We start from the raw sequence: 15,823 nt of genomic DNA on the forward strand, positions 1-15,823 counted from the left end.
GTAAGTGCTTTGTATCTGCAGAAACAGACTATCCCGGTATTTGTAACCGGGATTGAGGTGCGGGTGGTGCTAAGGCGGGTGGTACTGAGGACTCTGCTCAGGTATTACTTTGAGACAGGCAAATCCAGGCAACCGTGGCGACGGTGTAGGTCAGCAGCAATAATGATATCAGTGAAAGTTTCATGGCTTTAACCTCGCTTTTGGGTAATTCCCTGATTTCCATCTTAGGCGTTTTGGTGGTCATTTCAGTAATGAATTGTTCTCTTTTTGTTACGAAATGTATTTATTGCACCTTATTGTGGCAGTGGACTGTGAAAAGCGAAAATAGTTCGTGATTAACCCTTGAAATGGTGTGTGTATATCCCCATTTCTGTAGGCAATGTACGTTTTTGATATGGAGAGTAAGTATGCAAGAGCAAGAAAGCCAGCAAACGGAGAAAGTTGAAGCAGCAGAAACATCCGCGCCGGAGCCGCTGCAAGAAAATGTTGCTCAGCCAGAAACTGATGCAAAAGAAGTCAATCAGGCAACGCCAGCATCCGCGCAGCCAGATGCCTCGCAAATTATTGCTCAACTGGAAGCGAAAGTGCAAGAATTGCAAGATTCTTTCATGCGTGCCAAGGCTGAAGGTGAAAATATTCGTCGCCGTGCGCAGGAAGATATTACAAAAGCACATAAATTTGCGATTGAGGGCTTTGCAGAAGCCATGGTACCCGTCAAGGATAGCCTGGAAATGGCACTTAAAATCGATACGCCTTCGATTGAAGCTTTAAAAGAAGGTGTCGAAATGACACTGAAGCAGTTAAGTGCCGCTTTCGACAAGAACCGTTTGACGGATATCAATCCGGCACCTGGCGAAAAGCTCGATCCTATGAAGCATCAGGCTATTTCCATGGTCCCTGCCGAACAGGATGCCAATACTGTCGTGACTGTATTACAAAAAGGCTATACCATTGCCGACCGCCTGTTACGTCCTGCTTTAGTGACTGTAGCGCAAGGAAAGTAAGAAAAACGTAAAAAAACACGTAAAAAACGCTTGAAAAGCGTGTTTTTTACCAAATATCCGAAACAGACGAGTTGGTTATAGCGAAAAACGCCAGCCAGCTCACCAACATTGACAAATAAAATCTACATTCTAAGGGAACTATCATGGGAAAAATGATTGGTATTGATTTGGGTACGACCAATTCTTGCGTCGCTATCATGGAAGGCGGCCAGCCAAAAGTCATCGAAAATGCAGAAGGCGCACGTACCACGCCATCTATCATCGCCTATCAGGAAGATGGCGAAATTCTGGTTGGTGCTTCGGCAAAACGCCAGGCTGTTACCAATCCAAAAAATACCCTGTTTGCTGTAAAACGCCTGATTGGCCGTAAGTTCGAAGAAAAAGAAGTACAAAAAGACATCGGCCTGATGCCTTACACTATTTCCAAAGCTGACAACGGCGATGCCTGGGTATCCGTACGCGACAAGCGCCTGGCCCCACCGCAGATTTCTGCCGAAGTTTTGCGCAAAATGAAAAAAACCGCTGAGGATTACCTCGGTGAAGAAGTGACAGAAGCAGTGATCACTGTTCCTGCTTACTTTAATGATGCACAACGTCAGGCAACCAAAGACGCTGGCCGTATCGCCGGTCTGGATGTCAAACGTATCATCAATGAGCCAACTGCTGCTGCGCTGGCCTTTGGTCTGGACAAAAAAGAAAAAGGCGATCGCAAGATTGCTGTGTATGACTTGGGTGGCGGTACTTTCGACGTCTCCATCATTGAAATCGCTGACGTAGATGGCGAAATGCAATTCGAAGTATTGTCCACGAACGGCGATACTTTCCTCGGTGGTGAAGATTTCGATCAACGCATCATTGATTACATCATTGACGAATTCAAAAAGATCAATGGTCTGGACTTGTCCAAAGACCCGATCGCCTTGCAGCGTATCAAGGCATCTGCCGAACGTGCAAAAATTGAATTGTCGAGCGCGCAACAGACTGAGATCAACGAGCCTTACATCGCCATGACGAATGGTGCACCTGTGCATTTGAATTTGAAAATCACACGTGCCAAGCTGGAAGCCCTGGTAGAAGAACTGATCCAGAAAACGATAGATCCTTGCCGCATGGCGATCAAGGATGCAGGCGTGAAAACGACCGACATCGATGACATCATCCTGGTCGGTGGTATGACACGTATGCCCAAGGTACAGGACATCGTTAAAGAATTCTTCGGCAAGGAACCACGTAAAGACGTGAACCCGGATGAAGCCGTTGCCGTTGGTGCAGCGATTCAAGGTTCCGTTTTGTCTGGTGACCGTAAAGATCTGTTGTTGCTGGACGTGACACCTTTGTCCCTGGGTATCGAAACCCTGGGCGGCGTCATGACCAAAATGATCCAGAAGAACACAACTATCCCGACCAAGTTCAGCCAGGTATTCTCGACTGCTGATGATAACCAGCCTGCCGTGACCATCAAGGTCTATCAGGGTGAACGCGAAATCGCTGCCGGCAATAAAGGCCTGGGTGAATTCAACCTCGAAGGTATTCCACCATCAGCCCGTGGCACGCCACAGATTGAAGTGACTTTTGATATCGACGCCAATGGTATTTTGCACGTAGGTGCAAAAGACAAAGCCACAGGCAAAGAAAACAAGATTACCATCAAGGCCAACTCTGGTTTGACCGAAGAAGAAATCCAGAAAATGGTGAAAGATGCTGAACTGAACGCGGAAGAAGACAAAAAGGTCAAGGAATTGGCTGAGTCCCGCAATCAGGGCGACGCTTTGGTGCACTCCACCAAAAAAGCCCTGGCTGAGCATGGCGACAAACTGGAAGCTGGCGAAAAAGAGAAAATCGAAGCTGCCATCAAGGATCTGGAAGATGTATTGAAATCCGGTGACAAGGCTGAGATTGATACCAAGCTGGGCGCATTATCTACTGCATCCCAAAAGCTGGGTGAAAAAGTGTATGCAGACATGCAGGCACAACAGGCTGCTGCTGGCGCTGCCGGCAACGCTGGTAGTGCTGGCGCGGCAGGTGCAGAAGGCAAACCACATGACGACGATGTCGTTGATGCGGACTTCAAAGAAGTCAAAGACAGTAAGTAATCCCTACTTTGACGGGCTCGCCCGTCATGACTCGCCGGGTGGCTCGCGCTTTGCGGTGCCTGCCCGGCGTTTGCGCTTAAGTTTGACGCTTGAGTTTGAGACAAATACAGAGGTTAACAAGAGATGGCGAAGCGTGATTTTTACGAAATTCTTGGAGTCGGTAAAAACGCCTCAGAAGAAGAAATCAAAAAGGCCTATCGCAAGCTCGCGATGAAACACCATCCGGACCGTAATCCGGATAACAAGGCTGCCGAAGAAAAATTCAAGGAAGCCAAAGAGGCTTACGAGATGCTGTCTGACAGCCAGAAGCGTGATGCCTATGACCGCTATGGTCATGCAGGCGTTGACCCTAATATGGGTGGCGGCGGAGGTGGTGGTGCCGGTGGTTTTGCTGATGCCTTTGGTGATATTTTTGGTGATATCTTTGGTGGTGGCCGCCGCAATGCCGGCCCGCAGGTATATCGTGGTGCCGATTTGCGCTATAACCTCGAAATCACGCTGGAACAGGCTGCCAATGGTTTTGATACCACCATCCGAGTACCAAGCTGGGATTCTTGCGATACCTGCCATGGCTCTGGTGCCAAGCCGGGTACTTCACCTGTCACCTGTACCACTTGCGGCGGGCATGGCCAGGTACGCATGCAGCAAGGCTTGTTCAGTATCCAGCAAAGTTGCCCCAAGTGTCATGGCACTGGCAAGATGATTCCTGACCCATGCCCGACTTGTTCTGGTGTGGGACGTATCAAACGCAATAAAACCCTGGAAGTGAAAATACCTGCTGGTATTGATGACGGCATGCGTATCCGCTCTTCCGGCAATGGTGAGCCTGGCATGAACGGTGGCCCACCGGGTGATTTGTATGTGGAAATCCACATCAAGCAACATCCGGTATTCCAGCGCGAAGGCGATGACCTGCATTGCGAAATCCCGATTTCCTTTGTCAAGGCAGCTTTGGGTGGCGATATTGAAGTGCCGACCTTGAGTGGCAAAGCCTCATTCACGGTGCCTGAAGGCACACAGTCTGGTAAAACTTTCCGCCTGCGCAGCAAGGGTGTAAAAGGTGTGCGTTCTGGTTATGCTGGCGACCTGTTCTGTCACGTCGTCATAGAAACACCTGTCAAACTGACGGAAAAGCAAAAAGACCTGCTGCGTGATTTTGAGAAACTGACTGTAGAAGGTGGCTCCAAACACAATCCGCAGAGCAAAACCTGGATGGACAAGGTGAAGAAGTTTTTTGAGTAAATAAGCGCAACGATCTTTGACCACTTCAGCTTGCTGACCGGTGGTAAAAAGTGATAAAGGCCTGCCTGAACTTGTTCCGGCAGGCCTTTTTATTGTTGCCAATTTTTCACTGTACCGCCAGAATGTCAAAGAAGGTAATTGTACGAACGTACAAGGTAGCCTTCTGCTACTATGAGAACACACCTGAAAAACATGCTTGAAGAAGTCGCCTGAAGAAGAACTTACCAGTCTGCTTGTTGCTCAATTCCCAGGGTTTTTGCTATATCAATGGACATATCTCACACTGAGTTGTCGCATAAATATCCCAAGTTGTACGCCTTGGGTGCGGCACTGATAGTATTTTTTGTCTTATGGGCCATTGATGGCAATGAGCGTGAACTTGCGATACAAAAGCAACGAGTCGATGTCGTAGAAAAACTGGCAGTGCTGCGCGCCAAACTGGGCACCGGCATGACTTCCAATATCTCCGCAGCCAGGGTGCTGGCGGTGACTTTCGCTACCAATCCTCAATTATCGGAACAGGAATTTAAAGTCCTGGCGGCAGAGGTGGCCAATGGCAACCCCAGCATACGCAACCTGGTGCTCGTCAAGGACACCATCGCATCTTATGTCTACCCGTATAAAGATAATGAAAAGGTAGTCGGCATGGACTACCGCAAGCTGCCGAAACAATGGCCGGTTTATCAGCGCATGATGGAAGAAAAGACCATACAGATTGCCGGCCCACTGAATCTGGTGCAGGGTGGCACCGGGCTGGTAGTTCGCATTCCGGTGTATCAGCATGAAGATCACGACTTGTTTTTAGGTTCAATCGCCATGGTGGTTAATTATGAACCCTTGCTTGAACAAGCGGGTGTCGCGCAGATGCAAAAACAGATCAACCTGGCCATACGCGGGCGTGACGCCAAGGGTAGCAAGGGGGAAGTGTTTCTAGGTGATGGCAGCTTATTTGCCGGTGATTCGATTATCCAGCCTATTCTGTTGCCCGGCGGCAGCTGGAAACTGGCAGCACAACCGATTGGTGGCTGGCAAGGCGCAACGCGCCTGTCACGCTTTATTGAGGTGTTCGGTGTGATTTTGTGCCTGATGGCCTGGCAAATCAGTTACCAGTCGATTCTGCGCAAGCGACAGCGCGAGATCAATGCCAGGGAGCTGAAAGAGAGCGAAGCCCTGCTGCGCTTGCGTAACGAAGCCTTGAGTGCCACTTCGCAGGGCGTCATGATTGCAAGCGCCGATGGCCAGATCAATTACGTCAATCAGGCGGCTTGCCATCTCAGCGGTTTCAATCAACAGTCCTTGTATGAAAAAAAACTGGGCGAATTATTTGCCGAGCCTGTAGCTGCCCTGTTCAAACAGAATAACCGCCGTCAATCACCATTACAGATGGAATACAGCAGGGCGGGTGACGCCGGCAAGTTGCTGTGGCTGGAATTATTGTTGACACCCGTACATGACCAGGATGGACAACTGCAACAATACGTCGCCTTATTGCGCGACATCACTGAAAAAAAACTTGCCGATAAAGAGCTGGAAATCGCCGCCATGGCGTTTGAAACGGAAGAAGGCATCATCATCACTGATGCCGACCTGATGATAGTGCGAGTGAATCGCGCGTTCACCCGTATTACCGGTTACGAAGCCAGCGAAGCAATAGGTTTATCTACCCGTTTGTTGCAGTCAGGTCGTCATGACGAGGGCTTTTACAAGCAGATGTGGGAAGATATTCTGAAATTTCATCATTGGCAGGGTGAGCTATGGAACCGCCGCAAGAATGGGGAAATTTATTCTGAACGTCTGGTGATTTCTGCTGTACTTGGCAAAGATGGCAGGGTTTCTAATTATGTCGGGTCATTCAACGATATTACCGAGCATAAGGCATCAGAAGAAAAAATACATCAGTTGGCCTTTTTTGACCCGCTGACCAGTTTGCCGAATCGTCGCCTGCTATTGGACAGGCTGGCACGGGCCTTATCGATGAGCCGCAGGCATCAGCGGCATGGTGCCATCCTGATGATAGACCTCGACAATTTCAAGACCCTCAATGACACCCAGGGCCACAATATGGGGGATATGCTGCTGACCCAGATAGGCAAGCTCATCCATGCCTGTGTGCGCGCCGATGATACTGTGTCCCGCACGGGTGGCGATGAGTTTGTGGTAGTACTTGAAGGTCTGCACAGCGACATCACGCATGCTGCCAGCCTGGCTGAAAGCATCGCAGAAAAAATCAGGCAGGCTCTTAATCAGACCATCCATCTCGGGCATCTTGAATACGACAGTTCTGGCAGCATAGGCATCACCATCTTTGGCATTGACAACATCGGTATTGATGAATTGCTGCGCCGCGCCGATATGGCTATGTACCAGGCCAAGGCGCTGGGCAAGAATAGCCTGCGCTTCTTTGATCCCAGCATGCAGGCAGCACTTGAATCCCGCACTGCCATAGAAACGGATTTGCGGCATGCCCTGAGCAACCAGCAACTGATTTTGCATTATCAATTGCAGGTCAGTGCACTGGGTGACCCCATCGGGGCTGAAGTTCTGTTGCGCTGGCAGCATCCTGTTCGCGGCCTCGTGTCGCCGCTGGATTTTATTCCGCTTGCCGAAGAAACCGGCCTGATTTTGCCTATAGGTTTATGGGTGCTGGAAACGGCCTGTCGGCAAATCGCCCAATGGGCAAGCGACAGTTCAAAATGTGCGATGCAACTGGCAGTCAACGTCAGCGCCAGGCAATTTCGTCATGCGGGTTTTGTCGATGACGTCAAGCGCATATTGCTTGAAACCGGGGTGAACCCGGTATTGCTGAAACTGGAATTGACAGAAAGCGTCGTCTTGGAAGATGTTGCTACGGTCATTGAAAAAATGCATGCCTTGAAAACCCTGGGTATAGGGTTTTCCATGGATGATTTTGGTACCGGTTATTCATCTCTTTCTTATCTGCAACGCCTGCCTTTGAATCAGTTGAAGATAGACCGGACTTTTGTACAAAATTTGCCTGATGACCTTAACAATGCCAACATCGTCCGCACCATCATCAGCCTGGGTGCCAGCCTGGATCTGAATGTAATTGCCGAAGGTGTTGAAACCGAACAGCAGCGTGAATTTTTACTGCAATCCGGATGCCAAGCCTTTCAGGGCTACCTGTTCTGCAAGCCTGTCTCCATAGCGCAATTTGAATTGCTGATTGCAGGTAAAAATGATCTTTCAAAAGCCGACAGCCTGAAATTGAAAACTCAGGTAAGCTAGTCAGGAGGCTGATGCAACCCAAAGCACAACCAGACATCTGAAGATTGAAAAAGTAAATAAAAAAGGGGAGACAAATGATATTGAATACAACGATAAAAAAATTGGCTACGCTGGTCCTGGCGATGGGGCTGTCAGGGGCAGCACTGGCCGTCGATGTTGCCGGCGTCAAGCTGGATGAAACCGTGCAGGTAGGTGGTACGGAATTAAAACTGAACGGTGCTGGCATACGCTACAAGGCCATTTTCAAGGTCTATGTAGCGGGTCTTTACCTGAAAGAAAAGAAGACGACGGTGCCAGATATTTTAAATGCAGCCGGGCCGCGTCGGGTAACGCTGGTGATGATGCGTGATCTGAGCAATGAAGAATTTGGTCGCGGCTTCATGTCCGGTATCCAGCAAAATACCGACAAGGCAGAAAAATCCAAGATGACTTCGCAATTCATCCGCTTTGGCGAATTGTTTGCCTCCGTGCCAGAACTCAAAAAGGGTGACGTCATGACCAATGACTGGATACCTGGTGTTGGTACCGTGGTATCGCTGAATGGCAAGAAAATGGGTGACCCTTACCCTGATTTGGCGTTTTACAATGCTTTGCTGCGCATCTGGCTGGGTGAATACCCGGTCGACAAGACCCTCAAAAAAGCCATGCTGGCAGAAGACCGCTAATCTTTCTTTTTGGCAATTGAAAAACGCAAGGACGGTAAATCCTTGCGTTTTTTTATGCGCTCAATCATTCCGCGCAATATCCATCCATCGCAATCCATCACAATACATATCAGCATATGGCAATACCCGGTGTCATTTGCCGCGTATCCAATAGCGCTATATATACGTGTATATTACGACTTTTGTTCATTTATTCGAGAGTTGCCCTATGCGCGTCAGAAATTTGCCTAAACTATTGATCATACTGAGCATGTTTGCGGGTGCAGGGCTGGCATCTGCCGCAGAAGTGACAGTCTCTGCCGCTTCCAGCCTGACCAATGCCTTCAAGGAAATCGCACAAAATTACCAGACACAATATCCGGACGCCAAGGTAGCACTGAATTTTGGCGCTTCCGGCGCCTTGTTGCAGCAGATTGCCAAAGGCGCACCGGTTGATGTATTCGCATCTGCCGACCAGGAAACCATGGATGCCGCAGAAAAACAGGGCCTGATACTGGCTGCCGACAGGCGTGATTTCGTCCGCAATTCCCTGGTGCTGATCGCTCCGCTGGACAGCAAGATCATCATCAAGGGCCTGAATGACCTGTCGCAAGTCAGCGTCAAACGGATTGCCATCGGCAACCCGGCCAGCGTACCAGTAGGCAGATATACCGTACACGCACTGGAAACAGCCAAGCTGTGGCCGGCGCTGGAAAGCAAGGCCATCAATACCCAGAACGTGCGTCAGTCGCTGGATTATGTCGCCCGTGGTGAAGTCGATGCCGGGTTTGTCTATGCCACGGATGCTGCCATCATGAAAGACAAGGTAAAAGTCATCATGGAAGTACCTTTGAGCCTGCCTGTCAGTTATCCGGTTGCCAAAATGAAAGACAGTGCCAACGCCGAAGAAGCGAAGCGCTTTATTGCCTGGCTTTTCTTGCCGCAAAGCCAGGCCATTCTGGGCAAATACGGCTTCCAGAAACCTTGATAGCGATGAAAAACAAGGCATATTGATGGATGCTGTCTGGAACGCGCTGCTGCTGTCGCTGAAAGTTGCCGGCTGGGCCACCGTGCTGAATCTGTTTTTTGGCATTGCGGTAGGCTACCTGCTGGCACGCACGCGCTTTCCTGGCCGCGACCTGCTTGATACCTTGCTGACCCTGCCCATGGTCATGCCGCCAACCGTACTTGGCTATTACCTGTTGGTCTTGATGGGGCGGCGCAGCTGGCTGGGGGCCTGGTTGCAAGACCATTTCGGGTTCAGCCTGATCTTCACCTGGCAAGGTGCGGTGATTGCGGCGGCCATCGTGGCTTTCCCTCTGGTTTTCAAACCGGCCCGTGCCGCTTTTGAATCGGTCGATGGGCAGCTGGAACAGGCCGCACGGGTATTGGGCATTTCTGAAATGGCGGTATTTTTTCGCGTCACCTTACCGCTGGCCTGGCGCGGTATTTTGGCGGGTTTGCTGTTGGCGTTTGCGCGTGCCCTGGGTGAGTTTGGTGCCACCCTGATGGTGGCTGGCAGCATCCCCGGCAAGACCCAGACCCTGTCGATTGCCGTCTATGAAGCCGTGCAGGCCGGGCAGGATGATGTGGCCAATATGCTGGTGCTGATCACCTCGGCAGTATGCATCGTTGCACTGCTGCTTGCCGGGCGCCTCGTGCCCGGGCGCTTCGGTAACCAGTAATTCACAAGGCCCGGGACAAATGCAATTCGACCTTCATATACAAAAGACCCTGCACTCAGCAAAGCGCCAGTTTGCACTGGATATACAATTCAATTCAGACAGCCAGCGCGTTGTCATATTAGGCGCATCCGGTGCGGGGAAAAGCCTGACCCTGAAAGCCATCGCCGGTCTGATCACGCCAGATAAAGGCCATATACGTGTAGCCGGCACCAGCCTGTTTGACAGCGGCAAGGCCATCAATCTGGCACCACAATTACGCCATGTCGCTTACCTGTTTCAAGACTATGCACTGTTCCCCCATTTGAATGTGCGCCAGAATATCGCTTTCGGCCTGGTGGGTGGCTGGCGAAATCCATCGCCACAGATGCACAGTGACAAGCTTGATTACTGGCTCAAGGCTTTTCATCTGCAAGAGCTGGCGCAGCAATTCCCGCATGAATTGTCAGGTGGGCAAAAGCAGCGCACCGCACTGGCCCGCGCCCTCGTCGCCGAGCCAAAAGTTTTGTTACTGGATGAGCCGTTTGCCGCACTGGACACCGCCTTGCGCGTGCGCATGCGCAAAGAGCTTGATGCCCTGCAACGGTCCTTGCAGATACCCATGATACTGATCACCCATGACGAAGAAGACGCGCAGGTATTTGGCGACCAGATCTTGTATCTGCGCGATGGCACGATACAGACCAGTCAAACTGAAATCGCCTGAACTTCCTTTCATAAAGAAAGCATAGTGAGCATGAAACTACAACAATTTTTCAAAACTGCTGCATGTGCTGCACTTGCTGCATTTGTTGCATGCCTCGGCCTGTCGCTGGCTTATCCATTATCAGCAAGCGCGCATGAAGACAAGGCGGATGCGAAAAAATACATGAGCCAGAACCTGACCGTATCAGGTGCGGTCGAAAACAGGCTGGTGCTGGAAGTCGATGATTTACGTCAATTCCCGGTGCAGCAGATAGAAGAACAGGCCATTACCAGGATGTCTGGTGCCAATGCTGGCAAGCTCGAAAAATTCAAAGGCGTGCGCTTGCGCGATATACTCGACAAGGCCGTGATCATCTCGCGTGATCATAATGACGTGAAGAAAATCGTCGTCATCGCAACCGCGACCGATGGTTACAAGGTGGTTTTCTCCTGGAGTGAGTTATTCAATTCACCGGTTGGCGAAGGTGTACTGGTCTTCTTTGAAAAAGATGGCAAGGTACTGGCCGATGATGAAGGCCGCATTGCCATGATTTCGGCAAAAGACCTGCGTACAGGCCCACGGCATGTAAAGTGGTTACAGGCTGTTGAAGTCAAAAAAATTGTAGACTGAAAACCAGGGATTGCCTACAGCATGGATGACAAAGACAACGCGATTGCACTGCAAGGCTCAGTCTGGATGACTGTCAATGGTGAAAACTTTGGCGGGCAGGGCCGCATTGCCCTGTTGGCACAAATTGCTGAATGTGGTTCTATCACGCAGGCTGCCAAATCCATAAAAATGAGTTATAAAGCTGCCTGGGACGCCATCGACAATATGAACAACCTTGCAGGCGAGCCTCTGGTGGAGCGCCTGGCAGGTGGCAAGGGCGGGGGCGGTACGCGCCTGACCAGTCGTGGCGAACAATTGGTGCGCAATTTCAAGATCATAGAAAAAGAACACCGTGATTTTATTGCCCACCTTGGACGGCAAGCAGAAAATATTGCCGATGACTTTTTATTGATAAAGAAAATGAATATGAAAACCAGTGCACGCAATCACTACATGGGCAAAGTAACGCAAGTCAAGCCAGGTGCAGTCAATGATGAAGTCGAACTGGAAATCGCAGGCGGACAAAAAATCGTTGCCATCGTCACGCATGAAAGCGCAGAAGAACTGGAACTGAAAACCGGTGCCCAGGCTTTTGCCCTCATTAAGGCATCCTCCATCATCGTCATGACTGACGACAGCGGTGTGAAGCTGTCAGCACGTAACCGCCTGACTGGCACAGTGTCACGTATCCAGCCCGGTGCGGTAAATACGGAAGTCGTCATTGAAATGGCCGGTGGTGCTTCACTGGCAGCCATCATCACGAATGAAAGCTGTGCATCACTCTCGCTTGCACCTGGTGTGCAAGCGACGGGCATTTTCAAGGCATCCAGCGTCATTCTTGGCGTGCCTGCATGACTGAGCGCTAGTTAAAATCAGTCGCAGCGATAAAGACAGCCAGTAATTGCTCCAGACCCAGCTGGTCTTCTTCACTGAAACGGTTGAGGCTGGGGCTGTCGATATCAAAGACACCAAATAACTGTGTGTCTTTGATGACCGGCATGACGATTTCAGAATTGGATGCCGAGTCACAGGCGATATGGCCGGGAAACGCATGCACATCCGGCACCAGCACCGTACGGCGTTCTGCCGCCGCTGTACCACAAACACCACGGCCAAATGCAATGCGGGCGCAAGCTACTTTGCCCTGGAAGGGACCAACCAGCAACTCTTGCGCAGCTTGATCAGCCTTTGGGTTTTTTGCCGGTTTGACGAGGTAAAACCCCGCCCAGTTCAGGTCAGCGACAGTTTCGTAAATAAAAGCAGAGAACTGTGCCGCATTGGCAGTCAGGTCGCGCTCACCTTCGAGTACGCTGGCAAGTTGATGGCCAAGGCTGGCATAGTCTGGTTTTAATTCGGCGGTGGGATTTGAAAACATGAAGTGACTCAGGTAAAAGATGAAAGATAGGGGATAGAAACTGTGCCTTGTTCAAATGATCTGATCAAGTACTAATTTTTTGCAAATACATGGTTCAGCCATTGCTCCCAGAAACGGCTTGCAGCCTCCTGCATGGCAGGGCAGAAACGCTGGCCTTCTGCCCGTAATTTCACGACATCAATACCAGCATGCGCCAATTCACTGGCGTTGCCCACATACCAGCATTCCAGACCCTGCGGTGTTACTTCAGGGTGGAACTGCAATGCCAGCGCATGGTTTTCCAGTGCAAAAGCCTGATGCGCATATTGCGGCGTTGCCGCCAGTTGGACCGCACCTGCGGGTAAATCAAAGGTATCGCCATGCCAGTGCAATACCGGTAAGCCATCCATCAATACACCAGAAAACCAGGGGTGGTCCTGATGATGTGCACCTGCCTGCAGGGCAGACCAGCCAAGCTCCTTGCCCTGTGTGCCCGGATACACCCTGGCGCCCAGCGCTGCGGCCATCAATTGCGCACCCAGGCATATGCCCAGCGTTGGCAATTTAGCTGCCAGCCGCGTGCGCAGTAATTCAATTTCTGCATCAATGAAAGGGTAGGCTTCGCGTTCATAGACACCGATGGGCCCACCCAGCATGACCAGCAAATCAGGTGCAAGCGCATCAACGGCGTGCAGATCACTCGTGCAGGCATCCATCAGCCTGATATCAAAGCCCGCTTTGGTCAGTGCCGGGGCTAATGAGCCCAGGTCTTCATAGGCAACGTGGGTAATGGCCAGTGCAGTTTTCATTCTTCGCTTCCTGTCACGGATAGTGCATATTCATTTTCAGGCTATTCTAACCTGAATGGCAAATCCCTATTTTGCATTGCTTCATTGCCGGAGAAATCCAGCGCATGAATGCGCAAAATATAATCACCTGCGGCAAGCTGGCTGAGATTCCAGACACCTTTCCTCGCATGCCCGTCACGCACGCTGTTGGTGGCAACATACAAAAACCGCGTCTTTTTGCTGCCATGTACGGTAATGCCGCTGTCTTCTGCATATGCCAGTTGCACTGATTCACGGTCGGGCGGCAAGGCATTGAATTCGATATTGAACCGGGGATTTTCATCCCCGGCGACGGGGCTGCCATCAGCATGCAATACCTGGTAGCCCAGTTTGTAAATACCCAGGCGTCGCCGTTTGGCATTGCCGTCCACCTGGTCATAGGCATCGACGACGATGGTGTAATCAGTTTGTCGCGACAACAGCAGGCGGGTATTTTTCTTTTGCTTCAGGCTTTGTCCGGTCTGGTCCAGTATCGATATTTCTTCAATTTTTGGCGCTACCGTGTCAATCAAACCTGGGAAAGACAAGGCCAGCGGGTTGGTCTTCAAACCAGCCTGACTATGTTCGAGGTGGACATGGAACATGCGATTGATGCTGCCCAGCGCTTCGCCCGTTGTAAAGCGTGTACCGCGCCTTACCCGCATGGCTGCGGGTTTGCCTTCCGCGTCGTTCAATACCTGAAATTTTGTGTCGTCCAGCAAGACATTTTTCATGCTGCGTCCCACCCGAATATGAATATAAGCCATGCTGTCGAGCTTGATGCCTTCGCTTAACCCTTCATAACTCCAGGTATTCAAAGGACTGCGCACTTTTTCATCGATGATGGCATACACCAGCGTGCCCATATTGGCCTGCACATCCAGGCCCGCATGAAAATGGTCGCGGCTTTCACCGTCATAATTGCCGCGCACTTCACCCATGGTGCCCACCACTTCATGAGCTGATTGCTGAGGTTTGACAGGCCAGGGCAGTTTTTTGATTGCCAGCGGGGTGATTGTTTGCGCAACGGTGGCAGCAGCAGGTGAGTTACTTTTACCAGCAATGGCAATGTGCGGGCTGATTTTGGCAATCAACTGCCTTGCGGAGTCGCTGACAAATACGGCACCCTTCGCGTCAAGCGCGATGCCTGTGGGCTGGGAAAAACGCAAGCTGCGTTCGTCGCCAACCTGGAAATCAATATCGATACCAGTCAGGCCACGCATTTTGCCTTCTGGTGAAATTTGTATGATACGGCCGTTGCCTGCTTCGCCTACATAGGCAAAATTATCAGGTGTGATGGCGACGCTGTAAGGGCGACGCATCAATGGCTTGTTTTCATCGGAGTCAGCACGCACGATGGTCGTCACCACACCTTCTTTTGACAAGCGCCGCAAGACATCGTTTTTGCTGTCAGCGATCAGCAAATCTCCCTTTGTATCGATGGCAATTCCAGTAGGTGTGTCAAACAGGGCTGACAGCGCTGCACCATCCTGGTAACCAGCCTGGGAGCCACCTGCGATCGTGGTGACCTGTCCATCCGGGCTGATCTTGCGTATGCTGTCATTGTAGGTGTCTGCCACAAACACATTGCCGGTTTTGTCGACAGCAATGCCGATGGGGCCGTTAAACTGGGCTTTTGCGGCGGCACCATCACGCGCACCGGGTTTGCCGTTGCCTGCCAGTGTGCTGACCAGGCCAGCGGGGCTGATTTTGCGTATGGCATGATTGCCGGTATCGGCCACCAGCAAATTGCCTGCACTGTCTATTGCCATGCCTGAAGGGCTGTTGAAGGCGGCCAGCGTACCTTGGCCATCGGCAAAGCCCTCGCTGGAGCCGGCCACAGTGCTGACCTGTCCGTCAACGCTGATTTTGCGTATCAGATTATTATCAGCCGCATCGCTCACATACAGATTGCCCTGTGCATCCACGGCAATACCATAAGGGTCAGTGAGTTTTACGTTGATGGAACTAGCTGCACCATCAATTCCACTATCACTTGCACCATCGCCTGCGTTATTACCCGCAAAAAGAGTGACTTCGGCCTTCCAGTCAAACGAAGTACCGCTGATTTTCTTTTTGACTATGCGCGCCAATAAATTCGATGGCTCTGTACCCGGCGGGGCTTTCATCAGGAAGTAGATCACGCCCATGCTCCCCATGCTCAATAGCAGAAGCAAGAGTAATAATTTCCAGCGACGGATAAAAAACCTGGGCATTTTTGCCTGAATACAAAAAATGATATCGAGCGCGAAGCTTAGCTGAAAATGGAAAATCTTGTAGCAAGAGAAATGACTATCCTGGCGTGCGAGACTTGCCAGCCGCGGTCTGCTCTTGAAATCCGTAAATCGATTAGCATCTTGCATTAGCAATACAGATTAGTGCCGGTGTTCTGGATGCCATCTTTGAGCAGCAGGGTGCTAGTCTCCTCCGAACCTTT

At 50.9% G+C, this 15,823-nt stretch carries 14 protein-coding genes; 10 read left to right on the plus strand and 4 right to left on the minus strand.

Annotated features, from left to right (window positions below):
• Positions 1-97: 97 nt before the first annotated feature.
• A complete protein-coding gene (locus ACO0LH_RS10710) occupies positions 98-244 on the minus strand; it encodes a hypothetical protein (RefSeq protein WP_422941058.1) in 147 nt (48 codons plus the stop codon).
• Positions 245-407: 163 nt separating this feature from the next.
• Here ACO0LH_RS10710 and grpE point away from each other — a divergent pair, with 163 nt between their 5' ends.
• From grpE to ACO0LH_RS10760, 10 genes are all read left to right on the plus strand, one after another.
• Positions 408-1,004 carry a nucleotide exchange factor GrpE gene (gene grpE / locus ACO0LH_RS10715; RefSeq protein ID WP_422941059.1) on the plus strand — a complete coding sequence of 199 codons (597 nt, stop codon included), beginning with the start codon at positions 408-410 and terminating at the stop codon, positions 1,002-1,004.
• A gap of 143 nt (positions 1,005-1,147) precedes the next feature.
• A complete protein-coding gene (gene dnaK / locus ACO0LH_RS10720; protein WP_422941060.1) occupies positions 1,148-3,097 on the plus strand; it encodes a molecular chaperone DnaK in 1,950 nt (649 codons plus the stop codon).
• A gap of 123 nt (positions 3,098-3,220) precedes the next feature.
• On the plus strand, positions 3,221-4,339 hold the full coding sequence (gene dnaJ / locus ACO0LH_RS10725) for a molecular chaperone DnaJ (protein WP_422941061.1): 1,119 nt from the start codon (positions 3,221-3,223) through the stop codon (positions 4,337-4,339).
• A 267-nt stretch (positions 4,340-4,606) separates the two neighbouring features.
• A complete protein-coding gene (locus ACO0LH_RS10730; RefSeq protein ID WP_422941062.1) occupies positions 4,607-7,585 on the plus strand; it encodes an EAL domain-containing protein in 2,979 nt (992 codons plus the stop codon).
• Between the two features lie 74 nt (positions 7,586-7,659).
• Positions 7,660-8,250, plus strand: a complete 591-nt coding sequence (locus tag ACO0LH_RS10735; protein ID WP_422941063.1) for a chalcone isomerase family protein — start codon at positions 7,660-7,662, stop codon at positions 8,248-8,250.
• Positions 8,251-8,458: 208 nt separating this feature from the next.
• Complete coding sequence (modA, locus tag ACO0LH_RS10740; RefSeq protein ID WP_422941064.1) at positions 8,459-9,217, plus strand: molybdate ABC transporter substrate-binding protein; 759 nt, start codon at positions 8,459-8,461, stop codon at positions 9,215-9,217.
• Positions 9,218-9,242: 25 nt separating this feature from the next.
• A complete protein-coding gene (modB, locus tag ACO0LH_RS10745) occupies positions 9,243-9,914 on the plus strand; it encodes a molybdate ABC transporter permease subunit (RefSeq protein ID WP_422941065.1) in 672 nt (223 codons plus the stop codon).
• 19 nt (positions 9,915-9,933) lie between these two features.
• Positions 9,934-10,617 carry an ABC transporter ATP-binding protein gene (locus ACO0LH_RS10750; RefSeq protein ID WP_422941066.1) on the plus strand — a complete coding sequence of 228 codons (684 nt, stop codon included), beginning with the start codon at positions 9,934-9,936 and terminating at the stop codon, positions 10,615-10,617.
• A gap of 30 nt (positions 10,618-10,647) precedes the next feature.
• Positions 10,648-11,226, plus strand: coding sequence for a molybdopterin-dependent oxidoreductase (locus tag ACO0LH_RS10755; protein ID WP_422941067.1), 579 nt, complete (start codon positions 10,648-10,650; stop codon positions 11,224-11,226).
• A gap of 21 nt (positions 11,227-11,247) precedes the next feature.
• On the plus strand, positions 11,248-12,060 hold the full coding sequence (locus tag ACO0LH_RS10760; protein WP_422941068.1) for a TOBE domain-containing protein: 813 nt from the start codon (positions 11,248-11,250) through the stop codon (positions 12,058-12,060).
• 7 nt (positions 12,061-12,067) lie between these two features.
• On the opposite strand, the gene ACO0LH_RS10765 is transcribed toward ACO0LH_RS10760, so the two are convergent.
• The 3 genes from ACO0LH_RS10765 to ACO0LH_RS10775 form a co-directional block, all read right to left on the minus strand.
• Positions 12,068-12,580: a GAF domain-containing protein gene (locus ACO0LH_RS10765; protein ID WP_422941069.1), complete on the minus strand. Its 513-nt coding sequence runs from the start codon at positions 12,578-12,580 to the stop codon at positions 12,068-12,070.
• Positions 12,581-12,651: 71 nt separating this feature from the next.
• Positions 12,652-13,368, minus strand: coding sequence for a glutamine amidotransferase (locus ACO0LH_RS10770; protein WP_422941070.1), 717 nt, complete (start codon positions 13,366-13,368; stop codon positions 12,652-12,654).
• A 41-nt stretch (positions 13,369-13,409) separates the two neighbouring features.
• Positions 13,410-15,602, minus strand: coding sequence for an NHL repeat-containing protein (locus ACO0LH_RS10775; RefSeq protein ID WP_422941071.1), 2,193 nt, complete (start codon positions 15,600-15,602; stop codon positions 13,410-13,412).
• Positions 15,603-15,823: the final 221 nt, after the last annotated feature.

Origin of the sequence: Undibacterium sp. TJN19, from assembly GCF_049339485.1 — a bacterium.
In the GTDB taxonomy this organism is placed as follows: domain Bacteria; phylum Pseudomonadota; class Gammaproteobacteria; order Burkholderiales; family Burkholderiaceae_D; genus Undibacterium.

Bases quoted from the DNA above. Each gene is read 5' to 3' on its own strand.
- ACO0LH_RS10710 (WP_422941058.1), bottom strand. From the start codon at position 244: ATGACCACCAAAACGCCTAAGATGGAAATCAGGGAATTACCCAAAAGC.
- grpE (WP_422941059.1), top strand. From the start codon at position 408: ATGCAAGAGCAAGAAAGCCAGCAAACGGAGAAAGTTGAAGCAGCAGAA.
- dnaK (WP_422941060.1), top strand. From the start codon at position 1,148: ATGGGAAAAATGATTGGTATTGATTTGGGTACGACCAATTCTTGCGTC.
- dnaJ (WP_422941061.1), top strand. From the start codon at position 3,221: ATGGCGAAGCGTGATTTTTACGAAATTCTTGGAGTCGGTAAAAACGCC.
- ACO0LH_RS10730 (WP_422941062.1), top strand. From the start codon at position 4,607: ATGGACATATCTCACACTGAGTTGTCGCATAAATATCCCAAGTTGTAC.
- ACO0LH_RS10735 (WP_422941063.1), top strand. From the start codon at position 7,660: ATGATATTGAATACAACGATAAAAAAATTGGCTACGCTGGTCCTGGCG.
- modA (WP_422941064.1), top strand. From the start codon at position 8,459: ATGCGCGTCAGAAATTTGCCTAAACTATTGATCATACTGAGCATGTTT.
- modB (WP_422941065.1), top strand. From the start codon at position 9,243: ATGGATGCTGTCTGGAACGCGCTGCTGCTGTCGCTGAAAGTTGCCGGC.
- ACO0LH_RS10750 (WP_422941066.1), top strand. From the start codon at position 9,934: ATGCAATTCGACCTTCATATACAAAAGACCCTGCACTCAGCAAAGCGC.
- ACO0LH_RS10755 (WP_422941067.1), top strand. From the start codon at position 10,648: ATGAAACTACAACAATTTTTCAAAACTGCTGCATGTGCTGCACTTGCT.
- ACO0LH_RS10760 (WP_422941068.1), top strand. From the start codon at position 11,248: ATGGATGACAAAGACAACGCGATTGCACTGCAAGGCTCAGTCTGGATG.
- ACO0LH_RS10765 (WP_422941069.1), bottom strand. From the start codon at position 12,580: ATGTTTTCAAATCCCACCGCCGAATTAAAACCAGACTATGCCAGCCTT.
- ACO0LH_RS10770 (WP_422941070.1), bottom strand. From the start codon at position 13,368: ATGAAAACTGCACTGGCCATTACCCACGTTGCCTATGAAGACCTGGGC.
- ACO0LH_RS10775 (WP_422941071.1), bottom strand. From the start codon at position 15,602: ATGCCCAGGTTTTTTATCCGTCGCTGGAAATTATTACTCTTGCTTCTG.